Source organism: Campylobacter concisus, assembly GCF_003048375.1.
Classification (GTDB): domain Bacteria; phylum Campylobacterota; class Campylobacteria; order Campylobacterales; family Campylobacteraceae; genus Campylobacter_A; species Campylobacter_A concisus_T.
The window spans coordinates 1,693,612-1,712,883 of record NZ_CP021642.1 but is presented as its reverse complement, the minus strand read 5'-3'; the positions used below and the strand labels follow the sequence as shown (position 1 = coordinate 1,712,883).

16 protein-coding genes, 1 tRNA gene and 2 pseudogenes are annotated in these 19,272 nt (G+C 41.9%); 8 read left to right on the top strand and 11 right to left on the bottom strand.

What is annotated here, in order from left to right:
• Position 1: 1 nt before the first annotated feature.
• Positions 2-577, bottom strand: a complete 576-nt coding sequence (locus tag CCS77_RS08520) for a BON domain-containing protein (protein ID WP_012140469.1) — start codon at positions 575-577, stop codon at positions 2-4.
• A 75-nt stretch (positions 578-652) separates the two neighbouring features.
• On the opposite strand from CCS77_RS08520, the gene CCS77_RS10385 reads away from it, so the two are divergent.
• Positions 653-750 (top strand) — tRNA-Sec (locus CCS77_RS10385).
• A gap of 121 nt (positions 751-871) precedes the next feature.
• On the opposite strand, the gene CCS77_RS08515 is transcribed toward CCS77_RS10385, so the two are convergent.
• The 4 genes and pseudogenes from CCS77_RS08515 to CCS77_RS10900 all read right to left on the bottom strand — a co-directional run.
• The gene (locus CCS77_RS08515) at positions 872-1,213 is read right to left on the bottom strand and encodes a hypothetical protein (protein ID WP_107917140.1); all 342 of its coding nucleotides are present in this window, start codon (positions 1,211-1,213) and stop codon (positions 872-874) included.
• Between the two features lie 2 nt (positions 1,214-1,215).
• Positions 1,216-2,538, bottom strand: a complete 1,323-nt coding sequence (locus CCS77_RS08510) for an NFACT RNA binding domain-containing protein (RefSeq protein ID WP_107917139.1) — start codon at positions 2,536-2,538, stop codon at positions 1,216-1,218.
• Positions 2,539-2,609: 71 nt separating this feature from the next.
• Complete coding sequence (locus tag CCS77_RS10905; protein WP_103575376.1) at positions 2,610-3,134, bottom strand: methyl-accepting chemotaxis protein; 525 nt, start codon at positions 3,132-3,134, stop codon at positions 2,610-2,612.
• A gap of 753 nt (positions 3,135-3,887) precedes the next feature.
• Positions 3,888-4,385: pseudogene (locus CCS77_RS10900) on the bottom strand (PDC sensor domain-containing protein); the annotation flags it as partial.
• 594 nt (positions 4,386-4,979) lie between these two features.
• Between CCS77_RS10900 and leuC the strand changes: the two are divergent.
• Positions 4,980-6,245: a 3-isopropylmalate dehydratase large subunit gene (gene leuC, locus CCS77_RS08500; protein WP_107917137.1), complete on the top strand. Its 1,266-nt coding sequence runs from the start codon at positions 4,980-4,982 to the stop codon at positions 6,243-6,245.
• Positions 6,246-6,659: 414 nt separating this feature from the next.
• Here leuC and CCS77_RS08495 read toward each other — a convergent pair whose 3' ends face one another.
• Positions 6,660-6,917: a SemiSWEET family transporter gene (locus tag CCS77_RS08495; RefSeq protein WP_087581406.1), complete on the bottom strand. Its 258-nt coding sequence runs from the start codon at positions 6,915-6,917 to the stop codon at positions 6,660-6,662.
• Between the two features lie 222 nt (positions 6,918-7,139).
• On the opposite strand from CCS77_RS08495, the gene CCS77_RS08490 reads away from it, so the two are divergent.
• The 6 genes from CCS77_RS08490 to CCS77_RS08465 all read left to right on the top strand — a co-directional run bounded on the left by CCS77_RS08490 (position 7,140) and on the right by CCS77_RS08465 (position 15,290).
• Entirely contained in the window at positions 7,140-7,715 is a 576-nt protein-coding gene (locus CCS77_RS08490; RefSeq protein ID WP_107917136.1) for a molybdenum cofactor guanylyltransferase, read from the top strand.
• Positions 7,708-8,676 carry a phospholipase A gene (locus CCS77_RS08485; RefSeq protein WP_107917135.1) on the top strand — a complete coding sequence of 323 codons (969 nt, stop codon included), beginning with the start codon at positions 7,708-7,710 and terminating at the stop codon, positions 8,674-8,676. Before CCS77_RS08490 ends, CCS77_RS08485 begins: the two co-directional genes overlap by 8 nt.
• 164 nt (positions 8,677-8,840) lie before the next feature.
• Positions 8,841-10,235 carry a GntP family permease gene (locus tag CCS77_RS08480; protein ID WP_107917134.1) on the top strand — a complete coding sequence of 465 codons (1,395 nt, stop codon included), beginning with the start codon at positions 8,841-8,843 and terminating at the stop codon, positions 10,233-10,235.
• Positions 10,232-11,362, top strand: coding sequence for a glycerate kinase family protein (locus tag CCS77_RS08475; RefSeq protein ID WP_107917133.1), 1,131 nt, complete (start codon positions 10,232-10,234; stop codon positions 11,360-11,362). Before CCS77_RS08480 ends, CCS77_RS08475 begins: the two co-directional genes overlap by 4 nt.
• A 186-nt stretch (positions 11,363-11,548) precedes the next feature.
• Entirely contained in the window at positions 11,549-12,286 is a 738-nt protein-coding gene (locus CCS77_RS08470; RefSeq protein WP_107917132.1) for a 4Fe-4S dicluster domain-containing protein, read from the top strand.
• 13 nt (positions 12,287-12,299) lie between these two features.
• Entirely contained in the window at positions 12,300-15,290 is a 2,991-nt protein-coding gene (locus tag CCS77_RS08465; RefSeq protein ID WP_107917131.1) for a molybdopterin dinucleotide binding domain-containing protein, read from the top strand.
• 285 nt (positions 15,291-15,575) lie between these two features.
• Here CCS77_RS08465 and CCS77_RS10680 read toward each other — a convergent pair.
• From CCS77_RS10680 to recA, 5 genes and pseudogenes are all read right to left on the bottom strand, one after another.
• Positions 15,576-15,704, bottom strand: a pseudogene (locus tag CCS77_RS10680) (integrase); the annotation flags it as partial.
• A 54-nt stretch (positions 15,705-15,758) separates the two neighbouring features.
• Positions 15,759-16,619: an AMIN domain-containing protein gene (locus CCS77_RS08455; protein WP_107917130.1), complete on the bottom strand. Its 861-nt coding sequence runs from the start codon at positions 16,617-16,619 to the stop codon at positions 15,759-15,761.
• Between the two features lie 5 nt (positions 16,620-16,624).
• On the bottom strand, positions 16,625-16,807 hold the full coding sequence (locus tag CCS77_RS10780; RefSeq protein ID WP_180385140.1) for a hypothetical protein: 183 nt from the start codon (positions 16,805-16,807) through the stop codon (positions 16,625-16,627).
• A 104-nt stretch (positions 16,808-16,911) separates the two neighbouring features.
• Positions 16,912-18,162: a phosphopyruvate hydratase gene (gene eno / locus CCS77_RS08445; RefSeq protein WP_107917129.1), complete on the bottom strand. Its 1,251-nt coding sequence runs from the start codon at positions 18,160-18,162 to the stop codon at positions 16,912-16,914.
• On the bottom strand, positions 18,162-19,259 hold the full coding sequence (gene recA, locus CCS77_RS08440) for a recombinase RecA (protein WP_021085361.1): 1,098 nt from the start codon (positions 19,257-19,259) through the stop codon (positions 18,162-18,164). Before recA ends, eno begins: the two co-directional genes overlap by 1 nt.
• Positions 19,260-19,272: the final 13 nt, after the last annotated feature.

Here is a 19,272-nt window from a genome sequence, read left to right as displayed (position 1 = left end):
TTTATTTGATAACTTTGATGAATGAATAGACATCAGCCACGCCATCAATGTGCTTAGCGTACCAAATGGCGTGCTTTTCTTGCTCGATGCTATCTACCACACCGCTAAAAACAACGTCACAGCCAACGATGCTAACACGCACATTTGTGCCCTCAACGACGCTATCTTTAAAGAGATTTTGCTTTAAATTTGCAAGAATGCTTAGGCTATCGCACGGATACTCGCTCTTTTTTACCCTAAGATAGGTGTAAATTTTTCGCACTCCGTCCGTGCTTTTGGCAAGCTCAACTAGCTTACCTTCAAGCTCTTTGCTATCAACAAGCCCTATGAGATAGGCATCGCCGTAAAAGACCTCTATCTCGATGTCGATGTTGCTGAGCCCTTTTGAAAACAAAATTTTGCTTTGTAGCTTGCTTTGGATAAATTTATCGCGAGAGATCGAGTAGATGCCGCGTTTATCGCGAGAAATGGAGTATGCGTCATATACATTTAGCGGCGCTGTTGCTGGGGTGAGGACTGAGGAGCAAGAGCAAAAAAATAAGACCAAAAATGCAAAAACGCTAAATTTAGAAATCATAAATCCTTTTGTAATTTTAAAAAGTTTATAGAAAATGGGCTAAAATTTATCTAAATCTGCTAAAATAACGCACACGGAGGATAAAGTAATCTGGTGATGCTCACGGGCTTCAAACCCGATGACTGGGCGGTTGACCGTCTGGTGGGGAGTTCGATTCTCTCATCCTCTCGCCACTTTTACTTCTTTTAATTTCTACTTTTTAAATGATTTGTTTTTATGATTTTAGGCGTAGCTAGCTAGTAAATTTTAAAAATAATGGTCGCAAATTTAAACCATGGTCTTTAAATTTAAAGTTTAAATTTTTATATCCAAAACGTGTGGCTCTTCGCTCTCTTCTTCGCTATCAAGCTCGTCTTCTAAGACCTCTTCATCTTTGGCTTTTGCGTTTTGCTCTTCGTTCTCAAACTCGCTCGCCTCTTCTTCGCTCTTTTGACGCTCGTGCTCTTTTTCAGGGTCTATTTTATATGACTCCTCCATCGGACGCACCTCTTTGATCTCCTCGTTTTGCTGGGTGGCTAGCTCAGATGCCAGGAGTGCTTGCATGTCAAAGCGTGCTTGCTGGTTTGCATGCACCTGCGAGACGACTGGGGCGTTTTGGTTGATGAAGTTGCTGTTTCCTAAAGGTGTTACCGCCATTTTTAGCCTTTATTTATGATGATCGTTTTGTAGTTTGTGTAAGTGACGTTTGCGCCATTTTCACGCCTTAAATTTTCGCGTTTGGTGTAATCCACCTCGTATCTGCCAGCCCCTTTTACGCTAAATTCCACGCAAAATTTAGCAGCCATTTCTAGCACGTCCTCTGGCACTTTGCTCTTGTTTGTTTTTATGATGACGTGAGCGCTTGGGACGTCTTTTAGATGAAGCCAGATGTCATCTTTTTTGGCAAGATCAAGCAAATTTATATTGCCTTTTTCGTTTCTGCCAACTAAAATTTTAAACTCCCTAACGTAGAAAATTTCAGTATTTTCGCTCACATCTTTTATCTGGCGCTCTCTTTGTTTTGCCTTATTTTTTGGGCTTAAAATTTCAAGCTCGTAAGCATTATTAGCCTCTTTTAAAAGTGACTTTAGCCCTTCCAAAAACTCGATCTTTTCGCTTAAATTTCTCTTTTCTATCTCCACTCCAAGGGCTTTTGCGCGAAGTTTTTTTGATCTTGAGTAAAATTCATTTGCGCTATTTTTGGGTGTATCGCTAAGAGTTAGTTTTATCTCGTTGCCGTCAAAATCATTAAGAGAAATTTCTCTCTCATAGCCCTTAAAATTTGCCAAATTTGCAAGCAAAAGTGAGCCATAGTTTGCAAACTCCTCACTCTTTTTCATAAGCTCATCTTTATCTTCAAGCGAGTTTAAAATTTCACTCATACTATCTATCTTTTTTTGCACGCTAGCAAGCTTTGCCTCTTTTAAGCTAGCTATCCTTGCTTCATTTATCCTAGCCGCTTCACTTTTAAAAAACTCATCAAATTCCGTTATAGGCTCGCACGGCTTTTCTTTGATGGCGATAGCTGGCAGCTCTTTTAAAACCTCGCCAGTTTCTATCTTGCGGTAGCTATTGTCGATGTGTCTTAGAGCCTCGATGATAACGTTATTTTCATCAGTTATCACAGCGTTTGTAAAGCGGCCTGTAAATTCAAGATAGAGGATGAAATTTTCGCTTTTATATGAGCCACTTTGCGTGCAGGTAAATTTTAAAATTCTATTGTCTTTTAGGCACTCGACGCTTTTTATGTGCGAAGCGTTAAAACGCTTTTTTAGGACATTATCAAAGGGTGCTTGATAAATTTTCGCCTCTTTTAGCTCATCATCTTTATAGATCGCTGAGTTTGACTTATTTAGATCAAAAATGATCTTTTCGCCGCTAAATTCGATAAGTATAGCCATGTCGCTTACGCGCTTTGCTTGGCTTATCTTTTTAAATTTTGATAGATAACTTGCTATTTGAACTAAATGTGCGTACTTCATGCGGGGATTATATCAGAAATGTTGCAAAAATGTTTTAACAAAGAGTCCTAGCTGGCTTGCTAGGACAAAAGTTAAAATTTGTTTTTAGCGACCTCTTTAACGATCTGATCAGCGATCTCATCGACCTCGTTTGTGGCTTTGTTTGTTTGATTTGCCACTTCGAGATTTTCTTTTGTTAGGTTGTCGATGTCGGCAACTAGCGTGTTTATCTGAGCGATCGCTATGGTTTGCTCATTTATGGCTGCACTCATATCATCGATGTTTTGCGTTAGGATATTTGCATTTGCCTCGATCTCACCAAGGCTTTTTTGAGTGCGCTCGGCTAAATTTCTAACCTCATCAGCCACAACCGCAAAGCCCCTGCCATGCTCGCCCGCACGTGCCGCTTCAATGGCAGCGTTAAGGGCTAGTAAATTTGTCTGATCGGCGATGTCGTGGATGATGGTGATGATATTTTTTATCTCCTCAGACTGCCTTTTGACATCATCAGATCTTGCATTTACCTGCCTCATAGACGCGCTCATTTGCTCAACCGCAGCCGCACCCTCAGAGAGCGATGTAGCACTCTTGTTTGCTTTAGTCGTTAGCTCTTGCATGTAGCCTTTTAGCGCTTTAGCGCGGTCTTCTAGCAGTTTTGCGACATCTTCATTATTTTTTAGCATCTGCGCGATCTTGTCGCCAAGTGCGTCGATGCCTTTTGCGATGACGCCCTCGTCGTTTATCCTGGCGGTAAAGTCGTTTTTAAAGTAAATTTCTAGCGCTTTTAAGATATCGTGCTCATTTGAAGCGATATTTGTCTTTAGTGAGTCACGTAGATCGCCAAATGCCTCTTTTAGCTTTAGCAGAGCTTGGCTATTTGTCGTCGCTTCAAGCGTCGCTCTAAAGTCGCCACCTTTTATCTTGCTTACAAATTCTTGCGTTTTGGCTAGAAATTCGCGCTCGTTATTTAAATTTTCTTTTGTGCTCTCGATGTTTTCATTGATGATGCTAGCCATAACGCCTAGCTCGTCGCTGCTTTTTAGCTTGATAGGCTCGACGTTTGAAGTTTTGTTGTTTATAAATTTAAAGACCTCGATTAGTCCATTTTGTATCGTTAAAACCGGTCTTAAGAAGTATCTAACGACCACGATGATGGCGATGATGACTGAGATCAAAAAGATGCTAAACATCAAAATTTGCTTGTTTGAAGCGCTTTTTATCTCAGCTACAAACTCATCAGCATCAGCCACTATACAGACGTTCCAGCCTGTTAGCTTTTGTTTTTGGCAGTAGATGACGTTTCTCATACCGTTATAAAAAAATAGCGAGACCTTGTCGCCATCTATGCTGTTTTTCATATTTTCTTTGATGAGGTTTTTATAGGTTTCATCTTCTTTTGAGACCAAATTTATATCAGGATGAACTATCACTTTGCCAGCATCATCGGCGATCATGATGTTTGAAGTTTTAGTTGTTTTTATCTCTAAAAGCTCTTCGCTAAGGCCGTTTAAGAAGATATTTGCGCCGATTACCGCTACAAGCTTGTGGTTGCTATCAAAGATAGGAGCGTAGGCTGTGATGGTTAAATTCTTTGTCGTGACATCTATGTATGGCTCTGAAAATCCAGGCTTGCCGCTGCTGCTAGCACCTTGAAACCAAGCCCTCGTGCGACCATCAAAATTTGGTATCAAAAATGGCTGGTTGTTTTTCAAAAGATCAGTCTTTATGACGTTGCCGTTATCTGCATAGCCCACAAATAGCGCGTCAAATGGCGAAATGACAAAAGCACCCTTTAGCGCCTCGGCTATATCGTCCCTGTTGGCGTAGAGCTTTTTATCTTCAAGCTCTTTTGCGAAGGTTTGCACCATGTGAAGTCTTAATTTTAAAAACTCATCGACAAAGTACATCGTCGATTTTAGACCAGTTTTACGCACATTGTTGTAGGACTGAATTTTTTCCGATTTGGAATTTGAGTAGTTTATGCTAAAAAATATGCCTATGCCTATTAGCATCCAAGCTGTCAGCAAAAAGGCTATCTTGTTAGACAAGCTAGAAAAAAGTCTTTTCATCTTAAATCCTTTTAAAATTTTCGGCGTATTTTATAATAAAAGTTAAACAATATCTCTTAATTTTTATTTTTAAGAAAAAATAGCAAAAAGTAGCTAAAGAACGCTAGTTATGATAAATTTTGCTAAATTTTATTAATTTAATTATCCAAAGTAATAAATAGAGTATTTTAGGGATTTAGAATAAAATTTAAGGCTAAATTTGACATTTAATTTATTTTAGTTGCTTAAATTATAATTTTAAAATATATAAAAAAGAAAATACTATCTTGCAAATCTTATCTGTCCAAATTTTTAGCATAAATTTTTTGTCAAATTTATAGTGATTTAAAGCGCTGGCTAAATATCTTTTTATACAAATTTCGTTAAAATCGCCCCAAAATTTAAAGGAAATTTATGAAACAAACTATCACCGAGAAAATATTTTCAGATCACGTTGGCAAAGAGGTAAGCGCAGGAGAGATCATCGAGAGCAAGATCGATATGATCATAGGCAACGACATTACGACACCTATCTCGATCAAGCAGTTTGAGCGAAGTGGCGCGACAAAGCTAGCTAACCCAGACGGCTTTGCCATCGTGATGGACCACTACATCCCGACAAAGGACATCCTAAGCGCAAATCAAGCCAAAATTTCACGCGAATTTGCATACAAACACGACCTTAAAAACTATTTTGACGAAAAAGATATGGGCATCGAGCACGCGCTTTTGCCTGAAAAAGGGCTAGTCATCCCAGGCGACGTCATCATCGGCGCAGACAGCCACACCTGTACGCATGGCGCTCTTGGAGCCTTTAGCACCGGCATGGGCAGCACCGACCTAGCTTATGCGATGATCACTGGCAAAAACTGGTTTAAAGTGCCTGAGAGCATCAAAGTCGTCTTTAAAGGCAAGCTTGATAAGCACGTCTATGGCAAGGACCTCATCCTTGAGATCATCCGTCAAATAGGCGTTGATGGCGCACTTTACAAGGCGCTTGAGTTTAGCGGCGAGGTGATAGATGGCCTTAGCATGGATGATAGATTTTCAATGTGTAACATGGCGATCGAAGCTGGCGCAAAGAGCGGTATCATCGCGGTTGATGAGATCACGAAAGAGTTTTTAAAAGATAAAAATTTGCGCGATAAACCAAAATTTTTCTACTCAGACGAGGGCGCAAAATACGACAAAATTTTAGAGATCGATGTCACAAACCTTGATCCAGTCATCGCATATCCATTTTTGCCAAGCAACGGCAAGAGCGTAAGGCAGGCGGTTCGCGACGATCTAGCTATCGATCAAGCATTTATCGGCTCATGCACAAATGGCCGTCTAAGCGACCTTCGCATAGCAGCGCAAATCCTAAAAGGTAAAAAAGTAGCCCGCAAAACAAGGCTCATCATCACTCCAGCGACGCAAAAGATCGCAAGAGCTGCTGAAAAAGAGGGACTTATCGACATTTTCATAGAAGCTGGCGCAGTTGTTAGTAACCCAACATGTGGTGCTTGTCTTGGCGGATATATGGGCATTTTAGGTGCAAATGAGCGCTGTATCTCAACGACAAACAGAAATTTCGTCGGCCGTATGGGCGATAGGACTAGTGAAATTTATCTGGCTAACTCGGCTGTTGTGGCGGCGAGCGCGATAGCTGGTAAAATCGCCGATCCGCGTGATCTTTAGAATTTAACGGCTCGTCTCGCGAGCGTTTTTAATGGAGCTAGTAAAAATTTAGCTCGATAGACTAAAATGTCTTATCTTTGCTAAATTTTTACGTCGCAACCCTTAAACCCATCTCACGATACTTTGCCTTATCTTTTTCACAAATTTTGATGAAATTCCTTCTGAAAATTTCGTCACAACATCCAAATCTATCTTAAAATCTTGCCGCTAAATTTTAAAGCCCGCTTCGCGATACTTTGCTTTATTTTTTGACAAATTTTGATGAAATGTTTTTTTGTGAAATTTTCGTTGCAATATCTGGTTTTATCTGTAAAAATTAAAGAAATTCGAAAGTATTTTGTATAAATTAAATTTAGCCGATAAATTTACAAATTTACCGGCTATTTTTAGCGTAAAAAGCTTGAAGTTAGCGCATTAAAACGCTGTTATAGTTGCCAAAAGTCCAAAGATTATGCCTGGGAAGTTTGCGGTAGAAAGTGGATAGTCTTTTTTAGCTTTTAGTAGGCCGTAACTTGTCCAGATCGTGCAGTTTAGCGCAGCCGCTAGTGGGTGCACTAAAGGCGTTTTGTTGCCATCAAGGTTGCCCATTATTTGCGGGATGTATGAAAAGTACATAACAACCGATAAGCACGTGCCTATCCAACCTAAAATTTGTAAATTTCTTTCACTCATGTGATCTCCTTTAAAAGTAAGCCGTTATTTTCTAGCTTTATGATTAGCGTGGTAAAAAAATTAATTTTATCTGCTAAAAAGTAGCCCATTGTTTTGGCAAAAGCGCTCTTTTTTTGCAAATTTAAGGGCAAAGCTTTGCTAAGTGATAATAAATTTAAAACAAGATGAGTTAGAAAATTTGGTTATACTTTTGTAATTTTTTGAAATTTAAAAGGATAAAAGATGCAAACTTGCGTCATTTTAGCAGGTGGCAAGAGCTCGCGCATGGGTCAGGATAAGACCTTGTTGCCATTTGGGGGATTTGAAACACTCACGCACTATCAGGTTGCTAAATTTAGCAAAGTCTTTGATGAGGTTTTTGTAAGCTCTAAATTTGAGAAATTTAACCCGCCACTAAAGCTCATAAAAGATGAGAGCAGTGAGGATTATTCGCCGATGTTAGCGCTTTACTGCGTGCTAAAAAGCTTTGATCATAGCGTCTTTATCATCCCAGCTGATATGCCATTTTTTGACCCAAAAAGTCTTGGCGAGCTGGCTAAATTTAAAGATGAATTTGAGATGGTTGTGGCTGGCGATGATGAGCATATACACTCGCTTTGTGGCTTTTTTAGCCCAAGCTTAGCCCCACTTGCACATGAGCTTTATCTAAAAAATGAGCACAAAATCGGGCTTTTACGAAAAAACTGCAAGTGCAAGATAGTAAATTTTGAGGACAAAGAGCAGTTTTTTAACGTAAATTTCCCAGAAGAATACAAAATAGCAAACGAAATTCAAAAAAAGGAGCAAAAGGATGCGTAAGTTTATACTATTTTTGGCTCTTGCCTTTAGCCTTCTAGCAGCAAGCGAGCTTAGCGAGTTTCAAAGGGCGCAGGCACTCGAGCAAAGTGGCGATATAAAGGGCGCTATGCAAATTTATAAAAGCATCGCCGCAAACTCTATAAACGCGCAAAGCATGGCTTCTCAGGCTAGCCTAAATGCCGAGCCAGCGACGTCAGAAGCAAAGGTAAAGCAGGCTAAGATCACACAAGAAAACAAGGCTGATCATCATCTGCAAAACGCACTTGGCATAGAGCTTTATAAATTTAACTACCTTTTGCCAGTAACTTACGCTAAAAATATACCAAACGACAGCAGAAAGAGTGTTGAGACCAAGTTTCAAATAAGCCTTGCAAAGCCGCTATTTTACGACGTTTTTGGCCTTAGAGAGAGCCTAGTAGCGGCCTATACACAGACTTCTTGGTGGCAGATCACAAGGGCTTCAGCTCCATTTCGTGAGACAAACTACCAGCCAGAAATTTTCTTAAATTTTGCCTATCCAAAATATCTGGAAAATATCGGTATCCAAAACCTAAAATTTGGCCTTTTGCATGAGTCAAATGGACGTGATGGCAAAAAATCAAGAAGCTGGAATAGAGCCTATGTTCAAAGCGATTTTGTTTACGGCAAGCTTAATATCTCGCCAAGAGCTTGGGTAGTGATCGGTGACAAGGGCGACAATAAAGACATCCTAAAATATATCGGACGTGGCGATGTAAGACTTAGCTACAATCTCAATGATCACATCTTTAGCCTTATGCTAAGAAATAACTTACATTTTGATAAAACAAATAAAGGCGCGGCTGAACTTTCATATATGTTTCCGATATTTTCAAGCGGCGTTTATGGCTATTTGCAGTATTTTACTGGATATGGCGAGAGCTTGATTGACTATGATAGGCACACTGACAAGGTTGGTCTTGGCTTTGTTATTTTAAAATAGTCTAAAAATTTAATCTTATAAAGCGGCTAAATTTGGGCAGATGAAGTAAATTTTAGATAAATAATGAAAAAAATTTAACTAATAGAAAAACTTAAAAATATTAGAAAAAATATAAGCAAATTTTGCTAAAATCACTAGCAAAATCTCACAATAAAGGAGTTTTCATGAGCGGTATAGCTTTGATTGTCTGTTTTGTTATAGCAATCATCCTTATGATCCTTATGATCTCAAAGCTCAAGGTGCATCCATTTTTGGCACTTATGAGTATATCTTTGGTGCTTGCCATTGTCGCAGGCATAGATCTATCCAAGATCCCATCGATGATAGGCGTTGGTTTTAGTGGCACATTTAAGAGCATCGGCATCGTCATCATCTTTGGAACGATCATCGGCACAGTGCTTGAAAAAACGGGAGCTGCGCTAAAGCTAGCTGACATGGTCGTAAAGTTAGTCGGACAAAGACGCCCTGAGCTTGCCATGCTTATAATGGGCTGGGTTGTAGGCATCCCTGTATTTTGCGATAGCGGTTTTGTCGTTTTAAACTCTATCCGCGAGGCGCTTTATAAGAAAATTTCAGCAAGTCCAGTTGCTATGTCAGTAGCACTTAGCGGCGGTCTATACGCATCTCACGTCTTCATCCCGCCAACTCCTGGTCCGATAGCCGCTGCTGGCACACTTGGCCTTGGAGGAAATTTGCTTCTTGTCATCATCATGGGTACGGTAGTTTCAGTACCTGTTTTGGTAGCTGTTTATTTCTTTTCAAAAAGCATCGCTAAAAGCGTAACTATTAGCGATAAAGAGGCTGACGCTACGATAACAGCTAGCTACGAGGAGCTTTTAAATAAATTTGGCAAATTGCCTAGCGGATTTTTGAGCCTTGCTCCTATCATCATGCCTATCATCTTCATGGCGGTTGGCTCTGTGATCGATGTTTTGGCAAAACAAGGCATGCTTGATAAAGCTGCGCTCTTGCCAAAGATATTTTTATTTTTAGGTAATCCTATCATAGCTCTAGCTATCGGCGTTATCTTTTGCGTATTTTTACTAGCTGAAACTAAAAAGATGAGAGAATTTGACCACATAACAAATGAATCATTAAAGATCGCAGGTCCTATACTCTTTATCACCGCAGCTGGCGGCGTTTTGGGCAACGTCATCACTGAGGCTGGCTTTGTAAATTTCATAAAAGAAAATGCCTCAACTATAAAAGCGATAGGAATTTTCTTCCCATTCATCATCTCAGCCGTGCTAAAAACCGCTCAAGGAAGCTCGACTGTGGCTATCATCACGACAGCCTCTATCATGGGCGCATTTAGCGCTGACAACTCGCTCATGCACACACTTGGCTTTACGAGCGAAATTTCAGCCGCACTTTGCGTCATGGCGATAGCATCTGGTGTGATGTGCGTATCTCACGCAAACGACAGCTATTTCTGGGTCGTGACAAACTTTAGTAAGATGACCGCAGATCAAGGATATCGCACACAAACAGCGATGACATTTATCATGGGCGTTGTTGGAATGATCAGCGTTTATATACTATCTTTGGTGCTTTTATGAGAATTTTGGTTGCGATAGATTCATTAAAAGGCTCGCTAAGCTCGCTTGAGGCGGGCCTTGCTATAAAAGAAGCCCTTGAAGAGTTTTGCGATGTCGTCGTAAAGCCAGTAGCTGATGGCGGTGAGGGTAGCGTGGAGGCTATGGCTGACGCACTTGATGCTAAATTTATAGATACCATCGTCAAAAACCCACTTGGGACTGAAATTTTAGCTAGATATGCTCTAAAAGATGACCTTGCCATACTTGAGATGTCTAGTGCTTCTGGTCTTACTCTTATAAATGCTAGCGAGCGCAATCCTATGAAAACTAGCACATTTGGCTTTGGCCAGATGATAAAAGATGCCATTAGCAAGGGTGCTAGGAAATTTATCATAGGTATTGGTGGAAGTGCGACAAATGACGCTGGCATAGGTATGCTAAGCGCTCTTGGCTTTAAATTTTATGATAAAAACGGCTCTTTGCTTGAGGGTAAAGGTGAAGATCTAGCTCAAATTTGCGAATTTTCAGATGAAGAGGCTATAAAAGAGCTAAAAGAGTGCGAATTTCTAGTAGCCTGTGACGTGGATAATCCACTCTACGGACAAAAGGGTGCAGCCTACGTCTATGCCCCACAAAAGGGCGCAAATGGACGCATGGTAAAGCAGCTTGATGATGGGCTAAAGCACTTTGCAGGGCTTGTAAAAGAGAAAAATGGCACTAAATTTCACACGCAAAAGGGCGCTGGAGCAGCTGGCGGACTTGGCTTTGCTTTTGTGGCATTTTTGGGCGCAAAGCTTAGGCCCGGTATCGAGATCATCACGCAGACCATCGCACTTGAAGATGAGATCAAAAAGGCTGATCTAGTAATCACTGGCGAGGGTCGCATGGACTTTCAAAGCACCATGGGCAAGACCCCAACAGGCGTGGCAAAGATAGCTAAGAGGCATCATAAGCCAGTCATCGCGCTTGCTGGAAGCGTGCAAAGGTGCGCCAAAGACTGCCATAAGCACGGCATCGATGCGTATTTTTGCATACTAAATGAGCCAATGAGCCTTGAAGAAGCTATGCGAAAAGATAATGCCATTAGAAATTTAAAGATGACCGCCGAGCAAGTCATCCGCCTTTATATGCTAAATCACAAAGTATAAATTTAAAAAAGATAGAAGCTAAATTTCTATCTTTTTCTCCCAAAATTTAACTTCAAATTTTACTCACAAAGTGCTACAAAAATTCTCAAAATTTAATACATTTTGCAAAAATATAAAATAAACTTTAGAAAAAAAATTTACTATGTTAAAATAAGAAAAACTTCTAAAAAGAAAGGAGAATTTCTTATGCAACAGACCCTAAACTCTCGTCGCAGCTTCATCACAGCTGCAGGACTGTTTTTCGCTACGACTGCGCTAAAGGCAGCACCAAAGGACTTTGGCGGTAGTGGCGTTCGCTACGGCATGGCGATAGATCTAACAAGATGTGTTGGCTGTCAGTCATGTACTATGAGCTGTATGTTGGAAAACGACGTTCAACCAGGTGCTTTTAGGACCATCGTTTCTGAGTACGAGGCAAAAGATAAAAGCGGTAAAATGGCGGTCATTGCGTCACTTCCAAGACTTTGCAACCACTGCAACAAACCAGCCTGTATCGACGTTTGTCCAACTGGTGCAAGCTATCAAAGAAGCAACGGCATCGTAAAGATCGACACAAAGGAGTGCATAGGCTGTGCGCTTTGCGTGGAGGCCTGTCCATATCATGCAAGATATCTTAGCTTGCATACCTATAAGGCCGATAAATGCACCTTCTGCGACCACAGACTAAGAGCGGGACTTCAGCCAGCATGTATAGAAAGCTGTGTGGGCGGTAGCCGTATAATAGGCGATCTTAACGATCCTAACTCAAATATCAGAAAATTTCTAGCCACACACGAGACTATGGTCATAGATAGCCCTAAAAATACAAATCCACAGGTGTTCTACCACGGTGTTAGCGAAATTTTGGCTAAAAACGATAAGAAACTCGAGCTTGATAATGGATATAAAAAGGTTATCAGCTGGAGCGAAGAGATAGCACAGTAAAAGGAGACAAGTAATGCAAAGAAGAGAATTTTTAAAAAGATCAGCTGTACTCTCAACACTAACCGCGAGCGCTGTGCTAGCAGATGGCGAGAAAGACGACTACAAACCGCAGTCAAACTCGCTAGAGCCTGAATTTAGCGTAAAAGACGGCAAAATTTCACTTAACGACGGACATAGCGTTGTCTTTTCTATGTGTCACGGCTGTACAACGAAGTGTGGCATAAGACTTCACGTAGATGACAAAAACGACCGCGTTTTAAGATGTAGCGGAAACCCATACCACCCACTCTCAAACGTACACTGGGCAAATTTTGACACATCGATAAACGACGCACTACTTGCCACAACACTAAGCGGCGAAGATGAAAAGCGAGCCACAGTTTGCGCTAGAGGAGCGATATTACCTGAGATGATAGACTCGCCCGCAAGGATACTGACGCCACTAAAAAGAGTTGGCAAAAGAGGAGAAGGTAAGTGGAAGAGCATAAGCTTTGAACAGCTAGTAGAAGAGGTAGTAGAGGGCGGAGATCTCTTTGGTGAGGGACACGTGGACGGACTAAGAGCGATATATAGCGACGAGCTAATAGACAGCGAAAATCCAGAGTACGGCACTAAGCGCAACCAACTTTTAAGCTTTTACCTATATGACGGACGCTCAGACATCGTTGATCGCTTTGTCAAAAAGTCATTTGGCACTATCAATCACTACTCACACGGCGGAATTTGCGGTGGTGGCTTTAGGGTTGGCGGCAAGATCGCACACAACGCAAAGGGCTTTGCACACACAAAACCAGACTATGAAAACTCTAAATTTGTTATCTACTGGGGCACTTCGCCGTCAAATGGTGGCAACCCTTTCCAAAAACAGGCAAAAATGCTCTCTTACGCAAGAGGCACTAGAGATGACTTTAGCTACGCAGTGGTCGACCCAAGCGTTACAAATGCTGTAAAATACGCCTCTTCAGACAAAGGCCGCTGGATAGCGATAAAGCCAGGCACCGACTCAGCTCTAGCCATGGCGATGATACGCTGGATCATAGAAAATGAAAAATACGCCACAAACTACCTTGTTCAGCCAAATTTAGACCAAGCAAAACTTGCAGGCGAGATACACTGGTGCAACGCCACACATCTAGTCATCACCGAAAAAGGCCACAAAGACTACGGCAAATTTGCACTTATCAATAACGAGTGGCAGGTCTGCTCGCAAGATGGCAAGATACAAAGCTACAAGGTAAATGAACCAGCCAAGCTCTACTACAAAGGTAAAATTTTAATAGACGGCAAAAAAGTCGAGGTAAAAAGCTCAATGCAGCTTTTAAAAGAGTCAGCTTATAAGCACAGCCTAGATGAGTACTCAAAAATTTGCGGTGTTAGCGTTGAAGATATCATCTGGCTTTGCGAAAATTTCACCAAAAATGGCAGACAGGTGAGCACAAACGTGCATGGCGGTATGATGCATACGCAAGCTGGTATGACTACTTATGCGATCCTTTGTCTAAATACGCTAATGGGCACTTATGGCTATAAAGGCGGCAATGTCAATGCAAGTGCCGGCACACACGAGTTTTTAAAGGGCAGATATGACCTTGAGAGCTTTGAGGGTGCTTATAAGCCAAATGGTCTAAATTTATCAAGATCAGGCAAATACTACGAAACAAGCTCTGAGTATAAGCGCAAAGTAGCAGCTGGCGGCAGCGGCTATCCATCAACTCAGCCATGGTATCCTATCTCTATGCCACTTGTAAACGAAACTCTTACAAGCCACAAGGCTGGCTATCCATACAAAGTAAAAGTTTTCATAAACTACATGACAAACGTACTTTACGGCCAAGCGGGACTTGAAAGAGCAGTTTTGGACGCACTAAAAGATAGTAAAAATTTACCACTTTTTGTAGGTATCGACGCCTTTATGAACGAGACAAACGCCTATGCTGACTACATCGTGCCAGATGGGGTAAATTTAGAAAACTGGGCGCTTCCAAACTCTCTTTGGGGAACGATCGCTAAAACTTCAGTCGTGCGCTATCCAGCCGTTAGCTCAAAGCAAGCAAAGGATAAAAATGGCGGCGTGATCGACGTTGAGGCGTTTTATATAGCCGTAGCAAAGAGACTTGGACTAAAAGGCTTTGGCAAAAATGCCTTCAAAGACAAAGACGGAAATTTCATGGACCTTGACGTAAAAGAGCAGTATTACGCGGCTGCACTGGCAAATTTGGCCTTTGACGGCGAGGGTGTGAAAGATATAAGTGACGAGGATAAAAAGCTTAGTAAGATATCAAGAGTGATGACAAAGCTTGATCCTTATCTAAAAGACGAAGAGAGGCCAAAAGTAGCACACGTGCTAGCAAAAGGCGGCAGATATGATAGCTACGAGAGCGCATACAAGGGCGATAAAGCAACCGTAAAAGTGCCAGCGCCTACGCCAGCTTCGATCTACTATGAGCCACTTGGCGGACACAGACACTCGGTAACGGGCGAATATATGCCAGGAGTGCCAAGCCTGATGCTACCAGTCGCGAGTGACGGCACGCCGCTTGAGAAATTTTTCCCACGCTCTGAGTGGAAATACACAGTAAGCTCAAGAAAGTCAAATATCCAGCACTTCTACACATTTGTTAGCCCAAGACTAAGAGCTGTGCATCCTAGCAACTTCATAAGGATGGCGCCAGATGTGGCGAGCGAGCAGGGCATTCGCTCAGGCGATAAGGTCAAAGTGACTACGCCTTATGGAGCGCAGGTTGGCGAGGCGTTTATAACTGACGGCGTTGCTAGCGGAGTTATCAGCATAGAGCATGGATTTGGCCATGATGAGTTTGGTATAAGAATGCACATCGTCGATGGAAAGCCAGCTTTTGGGATAGCAAATTTAGAAAAAGGGGTCAATCACAACAAGCTTGGACTTCTTGATCCAAAAAGAAATGGCGAATTTAGCCTAAATGACTGGCTGGTTGGTACTTGCGCTAGACAAGCACTTCCTGCGAAGATAAGAAAGATCAGCTAGTTTGATATAAATTTGGCGAGCAGAGTAAAATTTGCTTGCCAAATTTCATTTTCGTGAGAGCTTTTGTCTTGCAGCGTAAATTTATATGCAGGGCAAGCTTTTAGGCTGCCTGCAAGCTAAAAATTCTCACATATTTATAGAGAGTTTCATAGTTAAATTTAATGTTTTAAATTTGCATGGCTTAAATTTAATATCATCTGAAGTGTGCTAGCTGGTATTTCAAACAGCGTTTTTAAATTTGTATGGGTTAAATAGTATTGCTAGTTTGCTCTATCTTTGAGTGCCCTAGTTTGCCAGATCCTCAGCCACTTTGGCGGCAAGTTTTAGCTTGTCGCTATCAAAGTGCGTGTAAATTCACGAGGTATTTAAGCTAGTGTGCCTAAAAGCTTCTTGCGCTAGTTTAAGCCTTTTTTGGTTACAGCCAAGAGAAATTTAAAAACAGCAGGCTTAAATTACAAATATCAAAAACTATAAAAGCTTAAGCACATATCCATTTTCAGCGGTTTCAAGCTTATATTTATGCATCTTGTCAAGCTCTAAAACCACTCTGAAATACTTATCATGCCAGCCGATTATGACGTTTTTAAATGTCTCGTTTTCAAGCTTTAAATTTCTAGTTTTAAAGCTTCTTGGAGGTTTTGCAAAGTCAAGCACGATCTTGTTTTTCTCGTAAGCAAAGTGCTTTAAATTTTTAGCTTTTGTGACGATATTTAGCTCTTTTTCATGTGTTAAAAAGCTCACAAATCCTAAGAATTTAATCTCTTTTTCGCTGCTTTTTATCTCTTGAATAGGCTTTGAGGCTGGCTCGATCTTTACTTCGACTACCTTTTGCTCAGGCTTAGCTGGCTCTTTTGCTTTTTTTGTGCCAAGGTCGATCACTACGACGTTTGGAGTTGGTACGTCTGAGGTTTTATTTCTATCTTTGTTTGAAATTTTAGTCTCATTTTTTTCTATTATCACCGGCGTGCTAACCTTTTGAGCTGGCACCTCCGCCATCGTGACAGAAACGTCTAGTTTTTTGGCTGCGACTGGTTCTGGATTTTTCATCTTGCTTAGGGCAAATTCATCGTTCCAGTCGATAGTTTTGTTTATATCAGTTAGTCTTTTTTCTTTTATACTGCCGTCATTTGCTCTGTATCTTATGGTGACATCAAGTAGTAGCATCGCATCGCTTGGGAATTTAAACGAGAGCGAGTTGAAGCTGTCATATTTTTCGATGACGTTTGTCGTCATAACGCTTGTGTTTAGCTCGCTAATAGGCATAAATGGGTTTTCTCTGGCGCATAAGCTCGCAGTCAAGATAGATAAAACTAACCAAATTTTCTTCATCGTTCCTACTTTTTATTAGAGTCTGGCTCAAGGCCTTGTAGTTCAAAATAGTCTTTCTGCAGACGTGCGTTTAGTTTTTTTAAAATTTCCACGTCTTCGCTAAGCCTCTCTTTTTTGCTCTGAAGGCTTAGCATCACGTCAAGTGAGCGTTTGCCAAACATCATGTTGCCCACGTAAAAGGCAAACATAGCCACGCAAATGGTGGCTATGACGTAGCGTAATGTCGGCCGAACAAATTTTATGATTTTATGAAATATGCCATCTTCTTTGCCATATTCATCTAAAATTTCGCTCAAATATTATCCCCTAAAAACTCACCCGCCTCAAGCTCGATCTCGAGCAAGCGGTTGTATTTCGCGTTGCGCTCGCTTCTTGAAGTGGCGCCTGTCTTTATCTCGCCAGTGTTGAGTGCGACCGCAAAGTCAGCGATAAACGCATCTTCGCTCTCGCCGCTTCTGTGGCTCATTATGCAGCGGTAGCCGTTTCTTTGAGCAAGGCGGACAGTTTGCATAGTTTGCGTGACTGAGCCTATTTGATTTGGCTTGATTAGGATCGCGTTTGCGATGTTTTTCTCGATGCCCTCGCGTAAAATTTTCTCATTTGTAACAAATAGATCGTCGCCAACTAGTTGCACCTTGCTGCCAAGCCTTTTTGTAAGCTCAGCCCAGCCGCTCCAGTCATCCTCGCTAAGGCCATCTTCGATAGAGAATATCGGATATTTTTCGCAAAGTTTTTCATAGTAGCTAATGAGCTCATCGCTACTAAATTTCTTGCCTTCAAGCTCGTATTTGCCGTCTTTGTAAAGCTCGCTTGATGCGACGTCAAGGGCAAGTTTTATCTGGCTGCCTAGCTCATATCCAGCCTCTTTTACAGCCTGAGAGATAAGCTTTAGCGGCTCTTCATTGTCTTTTAAATTTGGAGCAAAGCCACCCTCATCGCCGACAGCCGTGCTGTGACCAGCTGCGTTTAGGATAGATTTTAGCTTGTGATAAATTTCAGTCGCAGCTCTAAGCGCCTCGCTAAATGTGCTAAAACCAAATGGCATGATCATAAATTCTTGAAAATCAACGCTATTGTTTGCATGTGCGCCGCCATTTATTATGTTAAACATCGGCACTGGTAAGATGCTAGCGTTTGCACCGCCAAGGTAGCGATAAAGTGGGATATTTAGGCTCTTTGCAGCTGCGCGAGCTACCGCCATAGATACGCCAAGGACTGCGTTTGCGCCTAAATTTGAGTAGTTGTGCGTGCCATCAAGCTCAAGCATCTCTTCATCGACTGCTTTTTGGTTATAAGCATCAAGGCCGATTATCGCCTCAGCGATCTTTTCATTTACGTTTGAAACAGCCTTTAAAACGCCTTTACCAGCATATCTCTCGTCTTTGTCGCGAAGCTCTAGCGCCTCGCGCTTGCCAGTGCTTGCGCCGCTTGGTACGATCGCGCTTGCCTCGGTTCCGTCGCTTAGTCTAACTGTCGCACGAACTGTTGGGTTGCCTCTGCTGTCTAAAACCTCGTGAGCTTCTATATCTTCAATAAATACCATTATTCATCTCCTGCTTCGTTTGTGTCGTCGTCTTCGTCTTTTGCGCCGCTGCTTATGAGGTGGTCTATACCCATTGAGCCTTTGATCGCCGCTACTATCTCGTCAGAAATTTCTGGGTGCTCTTTTAGATAGGCTTTGGCGTTTTCTCTGCCTTGACCTAGTTTTTCGGCCTTGTAGCTAAACCACGCGCCTGATTTGTCGATGATGTCGAGCTTTACGCCATAGTCGATGATCTCGCCCTCTTTGCTCACACCCTCGCCAAACATGATGTCAAATTCAGCCACTTTAAATGGAGGCGCGACCTTGTTTTTAACGACTTTTGCTTTTGTGCGGTTACCGATAGGCTCGTCGTTTTGTTTAAGTGTGGCTATCTTTCTAACGTCTATTCTTACAGATGAGTAAAATTTAAGCGCATTACCGCCAGTTGTGGTCTCTGGCGTGCCATATCCCATCATACCGATCTTCATACGAATTTGGTTGATGAAGATAACAGTTGTCTTCATCTTGCTTAAAATTCCAGTTAGCTTTCTAAGCGCCTGACTCATAAGCCTTGCTTGCAAGCCAACGTGCTGATCGCCCATATCGCCGTCTATCTCGCTCTTTGGAGTAAGGGCAGCGACGCTATCAACTACGATAAGATCGACTGCGCCACTTCTTGCAAGCGTCTCAACGATCTCAAGTGCCTGCTCGCCAAAGTCTGGCTGAGAGACGTAAAGGTTGTCGGTATTTACGCCTAAATTTGAAGCGTATTTTACGTCTAGTGCGTGCTCTGCGTCGACAAATGCACAAATTCCGCCAGCTTTTTGCGCTTCAGCGATGATGTGAAGTGTGAGCGTGGTCTTACCAGAGCTCTCTGGTCCATAGATCTCGATGATCCTGCCTTTTGGAACGCCGCCTATGCCAAGAGCCAGATCAAGTCCTAGCGAGCCAGTCGGTATCGACTCGATGGCCTCAACCTCTTTGTCGCCAAGTCTTAAAAGCGTGCCTTTGCCAAAAGCTTTATCGATCTGCTTTAGCGCAAGCTCAAGCGCCTTTTTCTTGTCCGCTTCGCTCTCTGGGATAGCTATCTTTTTGTCACTATCTTTTTCTTTTGCCATTTTTTACCTTATA